Origin of the sequence: Pseudanabaena sp. PCC 7367 (assembly GCF_000317065.1) — a bacterium.
In the GTDB taxonomy this organism is placed as follows: domain Bacteria; phylum Cyanobacteriota; class Cyanobacteriia; order Pseudanabaenales; family Pseudanabaenaceae; genus Thalassoporum; species Thalassoporum mexicanum.
Map to the genome: position 1 here is coordinate 2,389,650 of NC_019701.1, position 17,109 is coordinate 2,406,758.

The window sequence follows — 17,109 nt, forward strand, 5'->3', positions numbered from 1 at the left end:
AAAGTGGCTGAAACTATTGCTAATAGACTATTGTAACTAGGATTCTCTCGTTGCTACAGGGGATTTTTGCGGCAATTAAACTCGACCGAAAGAAAGATTAAACCATGTCCCCATCGCCCAGAGTTGCCATATGCATACCTACCTACAATGGTGCGGCATATATTCGGGCGGCGTTGACCAGTGCGATCGCCCAGGATTATGACAACTTTGCGATTATTATTTCTGATGATCATTCTACTGACCATACCCTGGCAATTGTGCAAGAAATAGAGCGATCGCAACAAGCTCAATTTTCTCGATCGAGATTGCCATCTGATGCACGTCCCACGATCAAAATTCTTAAACACCCTCGCCTGGGTTTAGTGGGCAATTGGAATCATTGTGTAAATCATTGCCTAGAAACAGGTCTAGAGACTAGCCTAGAAACAGATAAGTTTAAATATATTAAATTTTTATTCCAGGATGATTTATTAGCCAACAATTGCCTCAGTCAAATGGTAGCCGCCGCCGAGCAAGACGATCGGATCGGCATGGTGTTCAGCCGTCGCCGATTGTTGTTAAGTGATGCAGGTTCAGCTAGATCAGATTTGTTAACTAATCCATCTGTGACCGACTCATCTGCAAATAAATTAGTTAATTCAACGCAACCAGCAAACTACCAACCAGAACTAATCGAGTCTGATCCTAATGCCCCTGATAATGCCCCTGAGCCGTTACCAGCATCACTGCAATGGCTCCAGAACTTGCATCAACATTGGAGCAACTTGCAGCCAATTCAACCTGGATTAGACTTACTCAGCGATCGCAACCTTTGCCGCCAACCTGATAATAAAATCGGTGAGCCTACTAATGTATTGATCTCAACTGCCGTTTTTAAGCAGATTGGTCTATTCGATCTGGCAATCCATCAGTTTTGCGATCTGGAGATGTGGTGGCGGATCATGGCACATTTTAGGGTGGCCTTTGTCGATCAGCCATTGGCTACATTTCGCCTTCACCCTCAACAAACCACCAATAGTAATCTGGCTGCCGATCGCATTTGGGATGAAATCTACGCGGTTTGGTTAAAGTTAATTTGTGCGGATGTCTATGCACCAATTCCCCAGCCAGTGCGCGATCGAATTTTGCGCCATTTAATTACTAGCCTTATGCGAGAATATCCAAGAAGCATCGTGCGGAGGCAGTGGGAGCGATTGCCCAGGATCAACTCTTTGCTAACTCAGGCATTATCGGTTAAGCTTCACCTTTAAACCAGCCCAGTAAAACTGTCACAACATGCGCGTTTTATTTCTCCACAATAATTTCCCAGCTCAATTTCGGCATGTAGCTACCTTGCTTGCCAAAGACCCCAATAATGAAATTGTATTTGGCACCAAAACCCCCAACAATGTCCAAATTGAAGGGGTGCGTAAGGTCATGTTTAAGACTAGTCGAGATGCCCACCCCAGCACCCATCACTACGTGCGATCGCTGGAAAATGCGGTATTACATGGTCAGGCGGTTTATCGGTTGTGCATCGATCTTAAAAAAGAAGGCTTTGTCCCTGATTTGATCTGTGGCCATTCCGGCTGGGGGCCAACGTTGTTTGTAAAGGATGTGTTCCCCGATTCACCCTTGCTGTGTTATTTCGAGTGGTACTACAACGCACGCGGGTCTGATGCGGATTTCGATCCCAAGGAACCACTCCAGGCCGATGATTATCCCCGGATCAGGTCAAAAAATTCACCGATCCTGCTCGATATCGCCCATTGCGATTGGGGGCTATCACCCACCTACTGGCAGCGCGATCAATTTCCAAAGATCTTTCATCCCAAAATGTCGGTGCTGCACGATGGCGTAAACACGGAATTTTTTAAGCCTGTGCCCAATGCCAAGCTGGTACTGCCCGATCTAGATCTATCCCATGTTGATGAGATTGTTACCTATGTGGCAAGGGGGATGGAGCCCTATCGCGGCTTTCCCCAATTCATTGAAGCGCTGGGACATTTGCAAAAAATGCGCCCCAATTGCCATGCTGTGATTCTGGGCGAGAATCGAGTTTGTTATGGTAAACCCGCCCCCAAGGGCACTACCTATAAAGATATGATGCTCGAAAAAGTACCGCTGGATATGTCACGGGTACATTTCACCGGGGGGCTACCCTATGGTCAATATTTAAAGGTAATTCAGGCTTCATCGGTGCATGTTTACCTAACCCGGCCGTTTGTATTGTCCTGGTCGATGATCGAATCGATGTCTACGGGTTGTCTGGTGCTGGGCTCGGATACGCAGCCGGTGCGTGAAGTAATCGAAGATGGCAAGAATGGCCTATTGGTGGATTTCTTCAGTCCCAAGCAAATAGCCGATCGCATCTGTGAAGTGCTCGATCATCCCGATCGAATGGCGCAAATTCGTCAAAATGCCAGGGAAACGGTGCTGGAACGTTATGCCCATGCTGACCTGCTGCAAAAACAAATCCAATTGCTGATGGATTTGGCTGATGGCAGGTTGCCACCAAGCGTGGGCGGTGATGGTGTGGCAGCGCAGTTAGTTGCCAGTGCCAGTGCCGATCGTAATGCCAAGGAAAAAGCCGAGACGGCTAAGAAGTCAAGTAAGCAGTCGAAAAAGAAATCCAAAAAAAATCGTGGTTTCAAAGCCTTGCTTAACTAAGCTCTGTGATTGGTGTTTAGGTGCAGCTATATACAGAACACCCCACACCAAAACCACAAAGAGATTTAAGTGTAGGGCATTCTTGGGTGGGACACACCCCCCTCTAATTACCCAGGCGACTGAAATTCTGGGCAATTAGATCAATTCTACAATGCCCAATTTGAGTGCGTATGTAACTACTTGCGTATTATTCATCGTCTGTAGGCTGATTTTGCATAGAGAGAGAGTAAGTTAAGTTATCCCTTATCTCCGCCGTCTTGCCTCTGTGCTATTGGCAAGCTCCCTTCTCACGCCTGACAGAGTGCCACCATTTACTAAATATTCTTGATAGGTGCGAATGCCATTATAATCGGCTTCCCGACCCAGAATATCCCAGTAGGCACGTTGAATGTCGCCCACTCCCTCCTGGGAATATGCCAATTGATGGCGTACCCAACTAATATCCCTACCGCGCTCTAGCTCTCGCAAATAAGTATTCACGCCGCCATAGTCGGCATCACGGCCAAAAATATCTCGATAGGCTTGATTGACCTGCTGCTGCATCCGATTGCGATCGAAGTTGCGATTGACATTGCCGTTGTAATTATTGTGGTGCTCCCGATAATTGTTATGGTCACGATGGGCTTCGTTACGCCAGGCATGGTTAGCATCATGACAATACATGCGGCCATTTTGCCACCAGCAATTAGTCTCAGCCTGTGCCACTTCCGCCACGCCGATCGCCATCATTGAAGTTGCGATCGCCACTAAGCCTATTCTTAGATATTTCATTCAATAAACCTCTTTCATGAAATAGATGCTTCAATCTGGCCTTAAGCCAAGGCCATAAAGTCTGTAAAGAATTGGCTGTCACTATATAGTAATGCTTTATATATTAGGCTAGAAAAGTAAAATTCCTGATAGTGACCCTGTCTCGAAAAAGTTAAAAATACAGGAGGATGTCCAAATGACAAAAAAACACGCCAGCTATTTATAGCCGAGCAAAAAGCTGAAGCAGTAGCGATCGTAAAAAGCTTAGGTAATCTAATCAGCCAGGTGGCAAAAGAAATGGGTTTGAGTTGCGGGAGCAAGCTGTTGCGCATCAGGTTTATGCGTAACTTCTAGCTTACCAATACCGACTTTTAAACAGCATTCTCTTTTACTGCCAGGTTAATCATCGAGGCTATATATGCTAGTTTCTTCTCTACTTGCAACAGCGCACTTATGCAATTAGCAAACTTCATGAGTTCTCAAATGCTCTCTAGAAGCATATTTGAAGTTGCAACTGCACCAAAAACTCCTCCCTGCATTTTTATCATACTCAAGGCGGCAAGATAGTTTTGATAGTCGGTAGCACCCGTGCAATCGGCAAGTACAAGGCATTCATAGCCGCGATCGTTGGCTTCCCGCATCGTGGTATGCACACAGACATCGGTAGTAATACCAGTCAAAATCAGATTCTGAATCCCTTTGCCCCTCAGCAACAAATCTAAGTCCGTTGCATAGAAAGCCCCTTTGCCAGGTTTATCAACGATGGTCTCGCCGAATAAGGGTGCCAATTCAGGAATAATTTCCCAACCAGGCTCACCCCGCACTAAGATTTTGCCGCAAGGCCCTTGATCACCAATCCCTGCGCCAATTTGACGACTCCGCCATCGTTTATTAGCTGGTAGATCGGACAAATCCGGTCGATGTCCTTCGCGGGTGTGAATAATATAGAACCCCTTCTGGCGCATAGCTTCAAGCACTTGCTTAATCGGCTCCAAAGGGGCTCTCGTTAGGGATAGATCATAGCCCATTTTATCCACATAGCCACCGACCCCGCAGAAGTCAGTCTGCATATCAATGATGATCAAGGCGGTGTTATCGGGGCGCAGATCGCCATTGTATGGATATTTATAGGGGTCTGAGTTGATGTATGTAGCCATTTGGGTATCCATATCCATATCCATATCCATGTATCCACAGCTAAGCCTTGACTGCTTCGGAGATTTCTTCGCCAGCATAGAGGCGATCGGGGACTGGGAAACCACAGGAAGTACCATCTGTATAAACCACTTCTTCTTCCCAGGGCAATCGATAGTTGCCATCGACTAAGTCTTTCATATAGGTATATGGACAGTCCTGGGCACCACCTTTCACCGCCACATAGCCACGGTGGCCAAACTGGTAAATATTATTTTCCACTGACCAATGCTGACGGGCTTCTCTGACTAGATCGGGACGCACTTCGGCGGTAATGATTTCATCGGGGCGATTGCCACCGGTTACCAACGGCGTACCATCATAGTTAATAATCATGCCTTCGCCCATCGAGTCAAAGGTGCCATCACTACCGCACATACAAACTGAGGCAGTATAAATTAGGTTGCAGAAAGCATTAGCCTGGTTGGTGATTTGCCAAGAATGGCGGATTGGCGCAGTATATCCCGCTGTGCGAATCATGATTTCGGCTCCTTTATAGGCACATTCACGCGCCATTTCGGGGAACATGCCATCATGGCAAATAATTAGAGCTAGCTTGCTGCCGTTGGGTCCTTCACAGACAGGGATACCAATGTTGCCAGGCTCCCAGGGCTCAACCGGAACCCAAGGATGCAGCTTACGATAATACAGCTTGATCTCGCCTTGGTTATCAATAATTAGACCACTGTTGTAGGGGTTGCCTTTGGGGTTATATTCCATGATCGAAAAGCAACCCCAGATGTCATTCTCCTGACAGGCTATCTTGAATGCCTCCACCTCTGGCCCATCCAATCGACACATGATTTCTGGATTGGTATCCATCGAAAGACCATGCAAGGAGTATTCTGGGAAAACTACCAGATCCATGGTGGGCAGGTTACGTCGAGCTTTTGCCACCATGTCGCAGATCTGTTTAGTTTGGGCAGAAAGATCGGCTGGGGTGACAACATTGGGTAGTTGCAATTGCACCATACCCAGCACCACACCATTAGGAGCTTTATTTAATCCACCAAGTCCACTCATTTTTATTATTCCCTGCTTAAACTTCTATTTACAGCAATTAACAGTCAAAAATAGCGAAACCGTTGTGAGCGTCTTGCGATCGCCCTATCTACTTAATTGTCTACCTGCCGATCCTTGGAAATATGCTGGATTGAAATTCCGTTATGATTCATGATTTTTATTATTTTTACTTGGCTCTTCGGCAAAAGCAACACCAATCATGCTATCGCGGGTCACTAATTTAATCAGGTCTTCTTCTGCCCACCCATCAGTGTTTGGGGGGCGGTTGGGAATTACTAAATAGCGAGTATCCGCATTGCTATCCATCACTCTGATTTCAACTTCAGCAGGAACGATCGTGCCGAATTCCTTTTCTAATACCCCACGCGGATCGATCACGACCCGATTGCGATAGGCCGTGCTCTTATACCAGGATGGGGGATGGTAGCCTAAGATCGCTCTAGGATAACAGGAACATAAAGTACATACTACGACGTGATGAATATGTTCTGTATTCTCAACTACCTGGAGGTTTTTTATTTCCACCGTGTCGATATCCAGTTCTCTGCAAGCTGCTTTCCCATCTACCAAAGCCCGGGCTTTGAACTCAGGATCTAGCCAGGCTCTTGCCACCAGCCGAGCGCCTAGCATGGGTGTTACCGAGTCTTCGCGCTCGATTTCCTTGCGGACTTCAGCGGCAGTAAAATAACCTTTTTGCTCTAAAATCCGTTCGATGGCGTGAGTTCTTTGCGCCCAATAAGCCTCGTCATTATTGATAGGGGCGTGATCATGATCATGGTCATGTTCTGGCTCGTCAGGCACTTCGCTAGAATTAGCAAAAGGATATTTATTTTGAACTTGAATATCTTCCATAGTTTAGTAATTCTTGGATCTGGGATCTTTGCGCTGATAGGGCTGTGGCTATTACGATCGCAATCTTGAACAATCTTAAACTCAAGCTTCAATCGACTTTTAATTGATTTTAGTAAGCCAATGTTCATATAATTCACTGCAAAGCGTATCTTTAGCATTAGCAGGCAAGCAAGCATCTCCCCACAGATCCGCTAGCTCAAACCGCACCAGATATAACGGCATTACGGTAATCGGGTTGGCTAAATGGGCAACTTCTTCTGGATTCGGGTAGTTCCCTTGGATTTGAGCGATCGTGCCCTGTTTACCTAAGATATAGACTGGCGTACGGACATGTCCTGACTTTGGCAGTGATTCAACTTTCACCTTGTCTCCCACGTTGAATTTGAAGTTATTCTCATTGGGTGCAACTTTCTCAACTTTATAAGGAAAAGGAATTGGTGGTTGCTGGCCTAGAGCCGCTGGAACAGGAATAGAGCCTTGCGCTAATTCTTCTTCTGTAAAGAACCCCATCTCACAAAATAGCTTCTCGATCGCCAACAGTCGCCTTTCACCATAGGCAGGTAACCTCTGTTTAAGAGAATTTGGAATCCGTGCCGGCAACTGCCCAGTTGTAAACATACCATCAACTTCCTCAGCCGCCCTTCTAACCGGGTCCATACTGGGTAGTTGTCCCTTGGCAATCATCAGATTATGCATAGAAATAATATGCTTCTCAAACCTGGCGATCGCAACTTCATCCGTATCTATAGATGATTTGTCTAGATGGCTATGGGGAACTCTTTGATGTAATGAATCCACAACATTCTAATAGTTTTTAATAAAACAATTCGAGTAACAAGAATCACAATCTATTCAGTCTATAGTTCTGAATTCAACAGCTCAATTAATAATTAGAATACTATTTCTGATTGAGTTGCTATTGATGTCCCAGCAGCAAAATATGAAATAAGCCAACCTCAAGCCAGACCTAATCCGTGTCAGCCTTGCAAGCCTTATCTTGCTAAATATTTTTGCTTTCCTATAGAAACTAATCAATAACTAATCAATACGTTGATGACTGATAGTAACTTGTAGTAATTCAGGCTAACTTTATTTACGGTTGTTAATTTAGCTTAGTTTGGTTATTGAATCTAATAGAAATGAAATCGCAAAGTTGAGGATCAAAATGTAGTGGTGGCTACATCAAGTAAAAGTAATGGCACTTACTAATGTTTAAAGACGGAAGTCCCGAATCTGAAAGTTTCTCGCTTCATTGCCTGTTCTCACCCCATTAGCCCCACTTAATCTCTTGCTATGGTTATTAAAAATAAAGGCTTGTTAGATTCCACTGCAACGGCAATTTTAGATCGCAATGCATGCCCTTGCGGCCAACCCCACTCAACCGCCGATCACTGGCAATTTGCTAACAGTATGCCAACGGACCCGGTGGATTTAACCGCTGATTTGGCGAAGATGTCGCTGATTAAGCCAGAAGCATTTTCCCTGGCCGATCGCATTACTGTGGCTGAAATGAGAGAGGCTCTGTTTTTTAAGCAGGCTGGACGTGGGAATAGTCGGCGCGAGAAACTATGCCGTGACTTGGCCGCTCAAGCTGGAGGATTGAGTAATGCTATGGCCGCAGCCTTTGGCCCCCAGGCAGGTATTTTCTTCGGCGATGTGATGCGTAAGAATCAGTTCACCCGGCGGCGCTTTCTCAGAAATGTGTCGATCGGCGCGGCTCTGGTGACTTTGGCCAGTTGTGGCAGTAATCCCGACACACCACCAGAGGCAACGGTAGATAGTTCCGCAGTTGATGGTTCAAATTTAGAGAAAACAACTTTAAGAGTTGGTTTTATTCCAATTACCTGCGCTACACCAATTTTGATGGCGGGGCCATTAGGGTTGTATGAAAAACATGGTTTAGAAGTTGAGCTAGTCAAGCTACCCAGTTGGGCGGCGGTGCGTGATGCGATGATTGCCGGGGAATTAGATGCATCCCACCTGATTGCACCGATGCCAATCACAATGACACTGGGACTAGGTTCAGCTCCCTTTGATACCCGCACGGTGACCATTAGTAATTTGAATGGGAATGCGATTACGGTTGCCAATCGCCACAAAGAAACTGTCAAGGGTCCGGCAGATTTCAAGGGATTTAGAATTGCTTTACCATTCCCCCACTCAACCCATACTCTGCTTTTACGCTACTATTTGGCCACTGGTGGACTCAATCCCGATACCGATGTGCAGCTTGATGTGGTTCCTCCGGCTGATACCGTGGCTCAAATGGCGGTTGGTGAACTGGATGCGATGTTGATCGCTGAACCCTTTAACCAGCGCCTAGTTGCTGAGGGCGCGGGCTATATTCACATGCTAAGTAAAGAGATTTGGCCAGGGCATCCTTGCTGCATTCTTAGTGCCGGTCAGGAATGGATTGATACTAATCCCAATACCTTCGATGCGATGACAAAGGCAGTATTAGAGGCTTCTTATTTTGCGAAGGATAAGAGTAATAGACCAGAGATTGCTCAGACCTTGGCTTCTAGACAATTCCTGAATCAGCCCGAAGATGTGCTTCAATCTATCTATACTGGTAAATATGATGATGGGAATGGGAATACTCAAGATATTCCCGATCGCGTAGATTTTGATCCCTACCCTTGGAAAAGCTTTGCCTATTGGTTGACTACTCAGATGGTGCGCTGGGACTATGTACCAGGCGATCAGGCTGATTACAATGCAATAGGCGATCTTTACCTCACGGAAGTTGTCCAGAGATTGGGCGGTGAATTGGGATTAGATGTACCTACGGACGAGCTTAGATCTGAGAATTTATTGTTTGATGCGTTTGATCCTAGCGATCCGGATGCTTATTTGAATGAGCAAATCGAAACCTATGGTGTTTAAATTATTTAAGTGAATGTTAGGTCTAAATTTAAATTAAATGTGAGGCTAATTAACTAGCTATTACTAGCGCTTTTACTATCACTTAGATAACTGCGCCAACCGCCGCAGGCAGAAATATCGATCGCGGTTTTGATTCCTTCCGCCTCACAAATAAACCCTTTCACCTGTTTGCCCGATTCTAGGGTGATTGTGCCAATCCCTAGTGGGGCTGGAATCAGGGCTACAAAAGAGCCAAAATTTACTAAAGGCATTTCCCATACCTCCACCTCGATCCCATGGCCAGTTTCCTGCTTGGGATCGATTCTCATTAGACCTGGCTTAGGTAGCTTAGTGCCAGTTAGGGCATAAAGCTTGTATATCGGTGCAGTATGGGTTGCGGCAACCAGATGAGCCTGCCGATCGACTAGTTGATAGTTGAGCGGTTCGCCATCTAAGTGAGCCCCAACTACTGCCACTTCGATCATGGCTGCTGGATCTGGATCTTGCATTTGGCGATCGGGCATATTTTTAGTTCCCCCTCAACTAGATTAATTAGAATGACTCTATTAACGACTTTATTTATATTTGTTATATTTGCACTATTGGCTGACTTGGTGATAGGTTATGGATGTGTTACCTAAAGGCAGATTGAGCTGTTGTTGGTATTTAGTACCCAGGCTAATCAGCAAGTTTTCATTAAACGCTGGCGCGATGAGAGTAATCCCAAACGGAAGATGATCGGTTCTGAATCCAGATGGAATAGCGATCGCGCAGAGGTCGAGTAGATTCACAAAATTAGTGTAGTAGCCCAGATTCGTATTTAGCTGCAATGGCTCCTCATTTACCTGGCTGATTTGGTAGATAGTCGGTGTGGTTGGCACTAATAATAGATCCATCTTTTGCCATTCCGCCGCCGCCGATCGCTGATGGGACTTTAACTTATAGATCGATTCAAACACATCCACCGCTGTGTATTTATTCGCGCCAAGGATAATTTGGCTAGTTATTTCTAAGGTTTGGTCGGCGCTATGTTCAAAAAATGAGGCCAATGCTGCTAAACGCTCGGCGACCCAGGGGCCAGAATAGAGCAATTGGGCGGCATCATAAAATGGTTGATAGTCGATCTCTACTTGCTGTCCACCGATCGCTTCTAAATGGCTAATGCTGGTGGTGAACAGTTGCTGATATTCCCGATCGCCAAAGAATTCCAGCCAATCTTGAGTAGGGACACCAAACCGAAACCGAGATAATGATTGGGATGAGGATTTTGGTAATGCTTGTTGATTTGCTGGCAAAGGCCGATCGCGGCAGTAGATATCTTGATGATCAAATCCCTGACATGCTGCTAATACCAGTTCTGCATCATTGCAGCTCAACGCAAAAATACTCACGCAATCGAGCGATCGACAGGCAGGCACTACGCCTCGATTACTAATCAGACCGCGACTAGGCTTGAGACCCACAATGTTATTAAATGCGGCCGGTACTCTGCCCGACCCGGCTGTATCCGTTCCCAAAGCAAAACTAACTAGACCCGCTGACACCGCCACTGCCGAACCAGAACTAGAACCACCACTAATGTAGCGATCGTCAAAGGGATTTTGACAAACTCCATAGGGCGATCGCGTGCCTACTAAACCAGTGGCAAATTGATCTAAATTAGTTTTGCCGATTAACAAAGCACCAGCGGCTAGTAGTTTTTCCACTACCATTGCATCCTCAGTTGGCATATAACCAAATGCAGGGCAAGCAGCGGTGGTTAAAACACCGTTCGCATCAATATTATCCTTAAGCGCAAATGGAATCCCAAATAAGGGTAGGGATGGCATATCCTGGCGCATTGCCTCTAGCTGAGCTGCTGCCTGCAATACCTGCTGTTTGGGCAAAAGAGTAATCCAGATGGGATTATGCTCATGGGTGGCAATCCGTTCGTAGATCAGTTCCACGATCGCTGTTACAGATTGCCCTGAACGATAGGCCAGCAGCAGGGTATTAATATCCAGACTAATATTACTTATGCCCTCTAAATCCAAGTTAGCGAATTTATTTTGTACATTGATCTATTGTTCTAATCAGAGATCACAACGTCTTCAGATAAGAATTAAAGCCAAGTAAGCAGCTTCAAGCATAGCATCTCTTCATGGATAGGGAAGTTAGGAATCATCTACTTTTGAAACTTGCATGTAATCGATCGATTTGCACATCAAAAAATGGGGGATTTTGCCATAGAGAGTATGGGCAGATTCAAGGACTTGGTAATTATGGTGCTGATAGAAGCGCACCGCCTCGGCTCTGGCCTTGAGGATGATTTGCTGGATTGGTTGCGATCGGCCATATTGCTCCAATGCCATTAGAATCTGGCTACCGATACCCTGCGATCGATAGTTGGGATGTACTGCCATATAACGGATTTGTGCTGTTTGTGGATCTTGTAAATGTAACCTGCCCACGCCGATGATTAATTGGTCTACATCTTGCTTGCTGGAAGCCGAAATATCAGCGTAACCGACGCGATCGGATTGAAGATCCTGGTCAATATCATCCAGATTATCCAGAACCGCGATCAAATGGTAGCTTTGCGATTCCTGGTCATCGCGTTCACTGCCAGGTGGTTGAGCCCAGGGCGATCGCAATACCAGCCAGCGTAAATAGTAATACTGGCGAAATTCTAACTTGGTAATCGGCGATCGAATTTGGATCTTGCTCAAATTAATTAAAAATCTATAAATTCCCTACAGGTAGATCCTGGTCAGGTTGAACTGGTTGCATAGGCAACATTTTGGCGATTACCTGCTGGTCAAAATAGCGCTGCCGAAAGACCAACTCATCGACGGCGGCAATGAACTCATTCACCTTGAGCAGGGCAGCACTATCAACCATCTCTTGATGTTCTTCTCTGGTCTCTGCATCAGGGGCTACCGAATTTTGCTGGCCGAAAGAAATATGCTGCAATTCATTGTCATCGATCGCTGCCGACCAACCACAATAATCAAGTGCCGCCAAGCCTAGATCAATAATTTGGGAATTACGATCGCCAATGCCTAAATTGCTGCTCAAAGTAGCGATCGAAATGCTCTTGCCGGTGCGCTCCAAATACTTGGCGATTCCCACCAGTCTTTGCCAGATTCCCCAGCCGTTCAATTGCTGGGGCGGTGCATAGGTGAGAACGATCGGCTTTGCTTGCTCCTGCGCCTCGTTGAGCAAATTCTCCAACTCTTGCCAACTAGTGGGACAGCGATCGCAAATAACCACTGCCTCAAGCGCCAGGTCTAAGGATTTTGGTGATAAAGATTTTGGTGATTCTGATTCTGATTCCGATTCTTTTAATGAAAATATGCCAACTTGACCGCGATAATCCAGTAATTCAATATTCTTGGTCACATTTGGAGATTGGGGCGATCGGGGTAATTCCTGGCTGAATTGATTGAGGTAGCGATCGCCCAAACTATCGCCATTATTAGCATAAGCCGCGATCGGACTGGTGGTGTGAACCTGACCAAAATCCAGCAAGCGCACTTGATATTCGCGCTTATAAGCATTGTCAACCAATTCCACTACTACATCACAGGGCATTCCTATCTCTGGCAATTCATGGCTGTAATGCCCCCACCAATGGCCATTAATCTCGCCCGTTTCATCAATTAGGCAAAACTCAGTTTTAATATATTCCACCTTCTGGCCTTTGCGATTCTTAAGCTTGGCATTGAATTTGCGATCGAACCAGCAGTTCTTAACCAGCAGTTTGGGAATTGGATTACCCATCCCAAATGGTTCTAGTTGCTTGAGCTGTCGGAACATCAACTGACCTAAATCCTTAATTTTTACGACCAGATCAATCTCTAATCGCTGTACCTGGGTTTGTAAATATTCACGGCTATATTGACTCCAGAACCTTTGTTCGATCGCCGCCTTGAACAAGGGCAAATTCTCCGCCGCAAGGCTCATTCCTGCCGCCAAGGGATGACCACCAAAACTATTCAAAAGATGTTCCTGGCCTTTGATTAACTCGTAAAGATTAATACCCTGGGGCGATCGGGCACTCCCCCTGGCGATCCCATCTTCAAGTTGGAGCAAAATCACCGGGCGGGCATATTCACCACTAACTTGACCAGCCACCAATCCCAAAATCCCCGCTGACCATTGGGCATCCGCCAGAATAATTACGCCTTGGGTGGAGAGATCGAGTTGGGCGATCTTGGCCTGAGCCTGGTTATAGATGCTCTTTTGGAGGGCTTTGCGCTGGGTGTTGGCTAGTTCGGCCAGTTCTACTAATCGGGCGCAGGTTTGCGGATCTTTGCTGGTCAGTAACGCCACACAATTACTCACATCACCCCAGATCCGGCTAATTGAATTGATCCGGGGCGCAATGCCAAAGCTGATGTCGGTGGGGCGATCGCCCGCCCGTTTGCATGCTTCGAGCAGTTGCCTGATTCCTTCCCGTTCCTTGTGCTTAAGTTGCTCAATCCCAATTTGTGCCAGATAGCGACAATCCCCCACCAGTGCCACCAGATCAGCCACCAGACCGATCGCCAGCAGGTCTAATAGCTTCGCCAAGGGTTGCTGGGGAATGTCTGGCATCGCTGCATACAATGCCTCAACTAACTTATAGGCAACCGCCACACCAGAGAGGTGATAGAGCGGATGATTTGGTTCTAAATAACGGGGGTTAATAATTGCTACTACCTTTGGGCGTTGGGCTGGCAGGGTATGGTGATCGGTGATGATTACATCAATGCCCAGCGATCGGGCATGTTCAATTTCTTCTATGTCGGTGCTGCCCGTATCGCAGGTGATAATCAAAGAACAATCAGGATGTTCAGTTAGCAGATGATCGATTCCTTTGATCGAAAGGCCGTGGGATTCATACTGGCGATTGGGAATAAAAAAGAATAGTTCTTCATTCTGGGCAAAGAACTGCCCCAGGCCATCCCAGAGCAAAGCTGTAGCCGTAATTCCATCCGCATCAAAATCACCCCAGATCGCTACCTGTTCGCGGTGGTCGATCGCTTGTTTAATGCGCTCGATCGCCAGTTCCATTTCTTGCCCAAAGGCTGAGCCGCTAGTGGGTACATATAGCTCAGGGTTAAGGTAAGCCTCGATCGCTGGTTCCGATTGAATCCCTCGCTGCCACAACAAGATCGCCGCAGCTTGACCGACCCGATCGATTAACCAGGCTGGTGGTTCCGGCTGTGGTAGAAGTTGCCAGTTTTTGGGTTGCTCTGGTGCAGAGATTTCAGACACCATAATTGAAATACCAATATTTATGGGTTGTCTATAGATTAGTGATGGGCTAATCACGTACTAATCAGTTGGTGGTAGTGGTTATTGGGTTATTAATAATTAATATTAGATTCTATGGCTTAAATCATCTAGATCGACCTCGATCGCCACAACTTAATTGCAAGCGTTGCACATTGGCAGGATGATTTAGCGATGCAGCGATCGGTCAAACTGATATCAGGCAGATGTTCGATATTTTTGTGAGCAACATTGTTAGCCCTGGATTAGGCAGCCTAACCGCAATGCCGACAGCGATTGTTTATTAATAGTGTTTAATCTGTTCAATCGGGCTTGATCTTTGATCTAACCTTAGCTTAAATGTCAGTTTAGGGGAACTTGGGCAGGCTTGCTTCAGTCAATCCAGTCAATCGAGTTGGTTTAGATTTTTAGATTGCTTTCCCCTGATTACTTCGCAGCGGATCAAACCCGATTGTTAATGATATTGTGCATCATTTCGTATTGCTAGCTAATTGCCTTAAGCGATCGCCCTTAGTTGATCAGCATTACAACTTTTGGATTAGCTCTAATTCCTTAAGCTGAAATGACAATAGCCATTTGTTTATAACTTGGCTTAACTTAACCTTAGTGACGCAATACCCAGAGTATAGAAGTAAGACTCAACTATTCGATATTCGAGACCTAGTCAATCAATTCTGGTATTTCTGTAATAATTCTTCCAGCTTTACCACCGGTGAGCGCGGTGACAAACGAGGTAGGGGTTCTTCAGTCGGCGGTGTGTTAGCCTCGTTTACCCAACACAATACCGGCACCTCGTATTGATACTTTTCAAACCAATTGAGACTATCGGTAATTTGCCGAATTTCTAGTTCAAACGATACTGCCTCAACCTGCTCTAGCTTTTCTTGCAAGCCCTCACAGAGATGGCAACCAGGTTTGGTATAGAGAATTAATTTCATCAAGTTTAATACGGTGAATACAAAATACTAGCAGCCAGAGGATGAGCCGCAAAAATGCTGGCGATCGATTGCGTTTTTAGCCCATTTAGCATATAATTCCGGCCGATCGGGCGGCTGTTTTTATTTAGTAGGCAACATCTAGCAATCAGCATTAATGTTTGGCACTCACTAACAATTACATCGCAATTGATTATAGCTCTATAGCCTTCAGCCTGGAACTCACATCCCCCTCTGACCCACGTTAACTGTTAACCGAGAGCATTGCTCTAACCATCAATTACTAATATTTAATATTTAGTATTTGATTGTGTTGAATCAAGATCAAACACCCGTTGAACCTGGAAAATATCACTCTAATTATTAATGAATCTGATTCCGGTAGTAATTGAATCTAGTACCGATCGGTCAATCGCTGGTGCTGATCCGGCCAAACGATCGCGTTCATCAAGTCCCTCACTCACCACCGAGATTCTACTATTTGGCTATTTGGCTATTTAGCAATTCAAATCGATTCACTAAATCTAGTCTAAATCCGATCTGCTAGTTCTAGTTTAGCCAAAAGCTTATTTGTTTATATCCGTCTTGACTATAGTTCGCAAGTTCGCATCATTCCTCATCACCACAGAAAATTATGTTGCAACGATCGCCAAAATCCCATTCACCCAAGGCCACTAAGCCTAAGCATAATCAGGCTCAAAAGCAGACCCAAAAGAAGTCCAACAAACAAGCCTGTATTTTGGGAAGTTTTCTAGCCACTTCACTGCTAGCACCAATCCTGTCGCCGATCGCCTGGGCTGCAAACCGCCTCGAAACCTTTGTGTTTAACGTCAGCGAAAGCCGGATTGAGTTTGTCACCAAAGACAAAGTACGGCCAATGGGCAAGATCATTGAGAACCCGACCCGTCTGGTGATCGATTTACCTGGCACTACCTATAAAGGCCCTACCCTGCGCAGAGATGTGGGGAATGGCGTGAAGGCGGTACGAGTTGGCCAACCAGAGCCAGATATGACCCGGATGGTGATCGAATTTGATCCCAACTATCAACTCCAGGATGGCCCCTTGCGGATGAAGGCGATGTCTACGCCAAGTCGGTGGGCGATCCAACTACCCGATTCAGTGGCCAAAACTGGTGATATTAGTGCGGCTCCTTTTGTGTGGCCGTTAATTGGCGAAATTACTTCTGGGTTTGGTTGGCGCGTACATCCCATTTCTGGCAATCGCAAACTGCATAAGGGCATTGATGTGGCAGCCCCGACTGGTGCGCCGATCCTGGCCGCCGCCGATGGGATTGTTACCTTTGCCGGATGGGATGATGGCGGTTATGGCAATGTGGTGGAACTGACCCATGCAGATGGATCGCTGACCCTATATGCGCACACTAGTAAAATTTTGGTGCGTAAAGGGCAGAGCATTCAACAGGGGCAACCGATCGCCCAGGTGGGTAGTACGGGCTGGAGCACAGGGCCACACTTGCATTTTGAGGTGCAATCGGGCAGCAAAAAGGTAATTGACCCGATGGCATTCTTGCCGCTGCGGTATGTGGTGTTTAATATTGTGGCGCAAAGTTAGCCAAAGGTT

The 17,109-nt window shown here is 46.1% G+C and carries 15 protein-coding genes; 5 read left to right on the forward strand and 10 right to left on the reverse strand.

Annotation, left to right across the window (positions count from 1 at the left end):
* Positions 1-104: 104 nt before the first annotated feature.
* Complete coding sequence (locus PSE7367_RS09465) at positions 105-1,250, forward strand: glycosyltransferase (protein ID WP_015165145.1); 1,146 nt, start codon at positions 105-107, stop codon at positions 1,248-1,250.
* Positions 1,251-1,275: 25 nt separating this feature from the next.
* Positions 1,276-2,649, forward strand: a complete 1,374-nt coding sequence (locus PSE7367_RS09470) for a glycosyltransferase family 4 protein (RefSeq protein WP_015165146.1) — start codon at positions 1,276-1,278, stop codon at positions 2,647-2,649.
* 243 nt (positions 2,650-2,892) lie between these two features.
* On the opposite strand, the gene PSE7367_RS09475 is transcribed toward PSE7367_RS09470, so the two are convergent.
* The 5 genes from PSE7367_RS09475 to PSE7367_RS20370 form a co-directional block, all read right to left on the reverse strand.
* Positions 2,893-3,420 carry a hypothetical protein gene (locus PSE7367_RS09475; protein WP_015165147.1) on the reverse strand — a complete coding sequence of 176 codons (528 nt, stop codon included), beginning with the start codon at positions 3,418-3,420 and terminating at the stop codon, positions 2,893-2,895.
* A 458-nt stretch (positions 3,421-3,878) separates the two neighbouring features.
* Positions 3,879-4,580, reverse strand: coding sequence for a biuret amidohydrolase (biuH, locus tag PSE7367_RS09480; protein WP_015165149.1), 702 nt, complete (start codon positions 4,578-4,580; stop codon positions 3,879-3,881).
* 16 nt (positions 4,581-4,596) lie between these two features.
* Entirely contained in the window at positions 4,597-5,616 is a 1,020-nt protein-coding gene (locus PSE7367_RS09485) for a formamidase (protein WP_015165150.1), read from the reverse strand.
* A 141-nt stretch (positions 5,617-5,757) separates the two neighbouring features.
* On the reverse strand, positions 5,758-6,468 hold the full coding sequence (locus tag PSE7367_RS09490; protein WP_015165151.1) for a nitrile hydratase subunit alpha: 711 nt from the start codon (positions 6,466-6,468) through the stop codon (positions 5,758-5,760).
* A gap of 99 nt (positions 6,469-6,567) precedes the next feature.
* Positions 6,568-7,266, reverse strand: coding sequence for an SH3-like domain-containing protein (locus tag PSE7367_RS20370; RefSeq protein WP_015165152.1), 699 nt, complete (start codon positions 7,264-7,266; stop codon positions 6,568-6,570).
* 516 nt (positions 7,267-7,782) lie between these two features.
* Between PSE7367_RS20370 and PSE7367_RS09500 the strand changes: the two genes are divergently transcribed.
* Positions 7,783-9,354: a CmpA/NrtA family ABC transporter substrate-binding protein gene (locus tag PSE7367_RS09500; RefSeq protein WP_041699435.1), complete on the forward strand. Its 1,572-nt coding sequence runs from the start codon at positions 7,783-7,785 to the stop codon at positions 9,352-9,354.
* A 53-nt stretch (positions 9,355-9,407) separates the two neighbouring features.
* Here the strand turns inward: PSE7367_RS09500 and PSE7367_RS22940 are convergent, their stop codons facing one another.
* The 5 genes from PSE7367_RS22940 to PSE7367_RS09525 form a co-directional block, all read right to left on the reverse strand.
* Entirely contained in the window at positions 9,408-9,857 is a 450-nt protein-coding gene (locus PSE7367_RS22940) for an allophanate hydrolase-related protein (protein ID WP_071881352.1), read from the reverse strand.
* Positions 9,858-9,932: 75 nt separating this feature from the next.
* Complete coding sequence (atzF, locus tag PSE7367_RS09510; protein ID WP_015165154.1) at positions 9,933-11,366, reverse strand: allophanate hydrolase; 1,434 nt, start codon at positions 11,364-11,366, stop codon at positions 9,933-9,935.
* Between the two features lie 120 nt (positions 11,367-11,486).
* Entirely contained in the window at positions 11,487-12,041 is a 555-nt protein-coding gene (locus tag PSE7367_RS09515; RefSeq protein WP_015165155.1) for a GNAT family N-acetyltransferase, read from the reverse strand.
* A 13-nt stretch (positions 12,042-12,054) separates the two neighbouring features.
* On the reverse strand, positions 12,055-14,577 hold the full coding sequence (gene recJ / locus PSE7367_RS09520; protein ID WP_015165156.1) for a single-stranded-DNA-specific exonuclease RecJ: 2,523 nt from the start codon (positions 14,575-14,577) through the stop codon (positions 12,055-12,057).
* 683 nt (positions 14,578-15,260) lie between these two features.
* A complete protein-coding gene (locus PSE7367_RS09525; protein WP_015165157.1) occupies positions 15,261-15,530 on the reverse strand; it encodes a glutaredoxin family protein in 270 nt (89 codons plus the stop codon).
* A gap of 363 nt (positions 15,531-15,893) precedes the next feature.
* On the opposite strand from PSE7367_RS09525, the gene PSE7367_RS22945 reads away from it, so the two are divergent.
* Both PSE7367_RS22945 and PSE7367_RS09530 read left to right on the forward strand, forming a co-directional pair.
* The gene (locus PSE7367_RS22945; protein ID WP_264314141.1) at positions 15,894-16,028 is read left to right on the forward strand and encodes a hypothetical protein; all 135 of its coding nucleotides are present in this window, start codon (positions 15,894-15,896) and stop codon (positions 16,026-16,028) included.
* A 133-nt stretch (positions 16,029-16,161) separates the two neighbouring features.
* On the forward strand, positions 16,162-17,100 hold the full coding sequence (locus PSE7367_RS09530) for a M23 family metallopeptidase (protein WP_015165158.1): 939 nt from the start codon (positions 16,162-16,164) through the stop codon (positions 17,098-17,100).
* The last annotated feature ends 9 nt before the right edge of the window (positions 17,101-17,109 follow it).

What these genes read in the sequence shown, in the direction of transcription:
- PSE7367_RS09465 (WP_015165145.1), top strand. Translation starts at nt 105, where the DNA reads ATGTCCCCATCGCCCAGAGTTGCCATATGCATACCTACCTACAATGGT.
- PSE7367_RS09470 (WP_015165146.1), top strand. Translation starts at nt 1,276, where the DNA reads ATGCGCGTTTTATTTCTCCACAATAATTTCCCAGCTCAATTTCGGCAT.
- PSE7367_RS09475 (WP_015165147.1), bottom strand. Translation starts at nt 3,420, where the DNA reads ATGAAATATCTAAGAATAGGCTTAGTGGCGATCGCAACTTCAATGATG.
- biuH (WP_015165149.1), bottom strand. Translation starts at nt 4,580, where the DNA reads ATGGATATGGATATGGATACCCAAATGGCTACATACATCAACTCAGAC.
- PSE7367_RS09485 (WP_015165150.1), bottom strand. Translation starts at nt 5,616, where the DNA reads ATGAGTGGACTTGGTGGATTAAATAAAGCTCCTAATGGTGTGGTGCTG.
- PSE7367_RS09490 (WP_015165151.1), bottom strand. Translation starts at nt 6,468, where the DNA reads ATGGAAGATATTCAAGTTCAAAATAAATATCCTTTTGCTAATTCTAGC.
- PSE7367_RS22940 (WP_071881352.1), bottom strand. Translation starts at nt 9,857, where the DNA reads ATGCCCGATCGCCAAATGCAAGATCCAGATCCAGCAGCCATGATCGAA.
- recJ (WP_015165156.1), bottom strand. Translation starts at nt 14,577, where the DNA reads ATGGTGTCTGAAATCTCTGCACCAGAGCAACCCAAAAACTGGCAACTT.
- PSE7367_RS09525 (WP_015165157.1), bottom strand. Translation starts at nt 15,530, where the DNA reads ATGAAATTAATTCTCTATACCAAACCTGGTTGCCATCTCTGTGAGGGC.
- PSE7367_RS22945 (WP_264314141.1), top strand. Translation starts at nt 15,894, where the DNA reads ATGAATCTGATTCCGGTAGTAATTGAATCTAGTACCGATCGGTCAATC.
- PSE7367_RS09530 (WP_015165158.1), top strand. Translation starts at nt 16,162, where the DNA reads ATGTTGCAACGATCGCCAAAATCCCATTCACCCAAGGCCACTAAGCCT.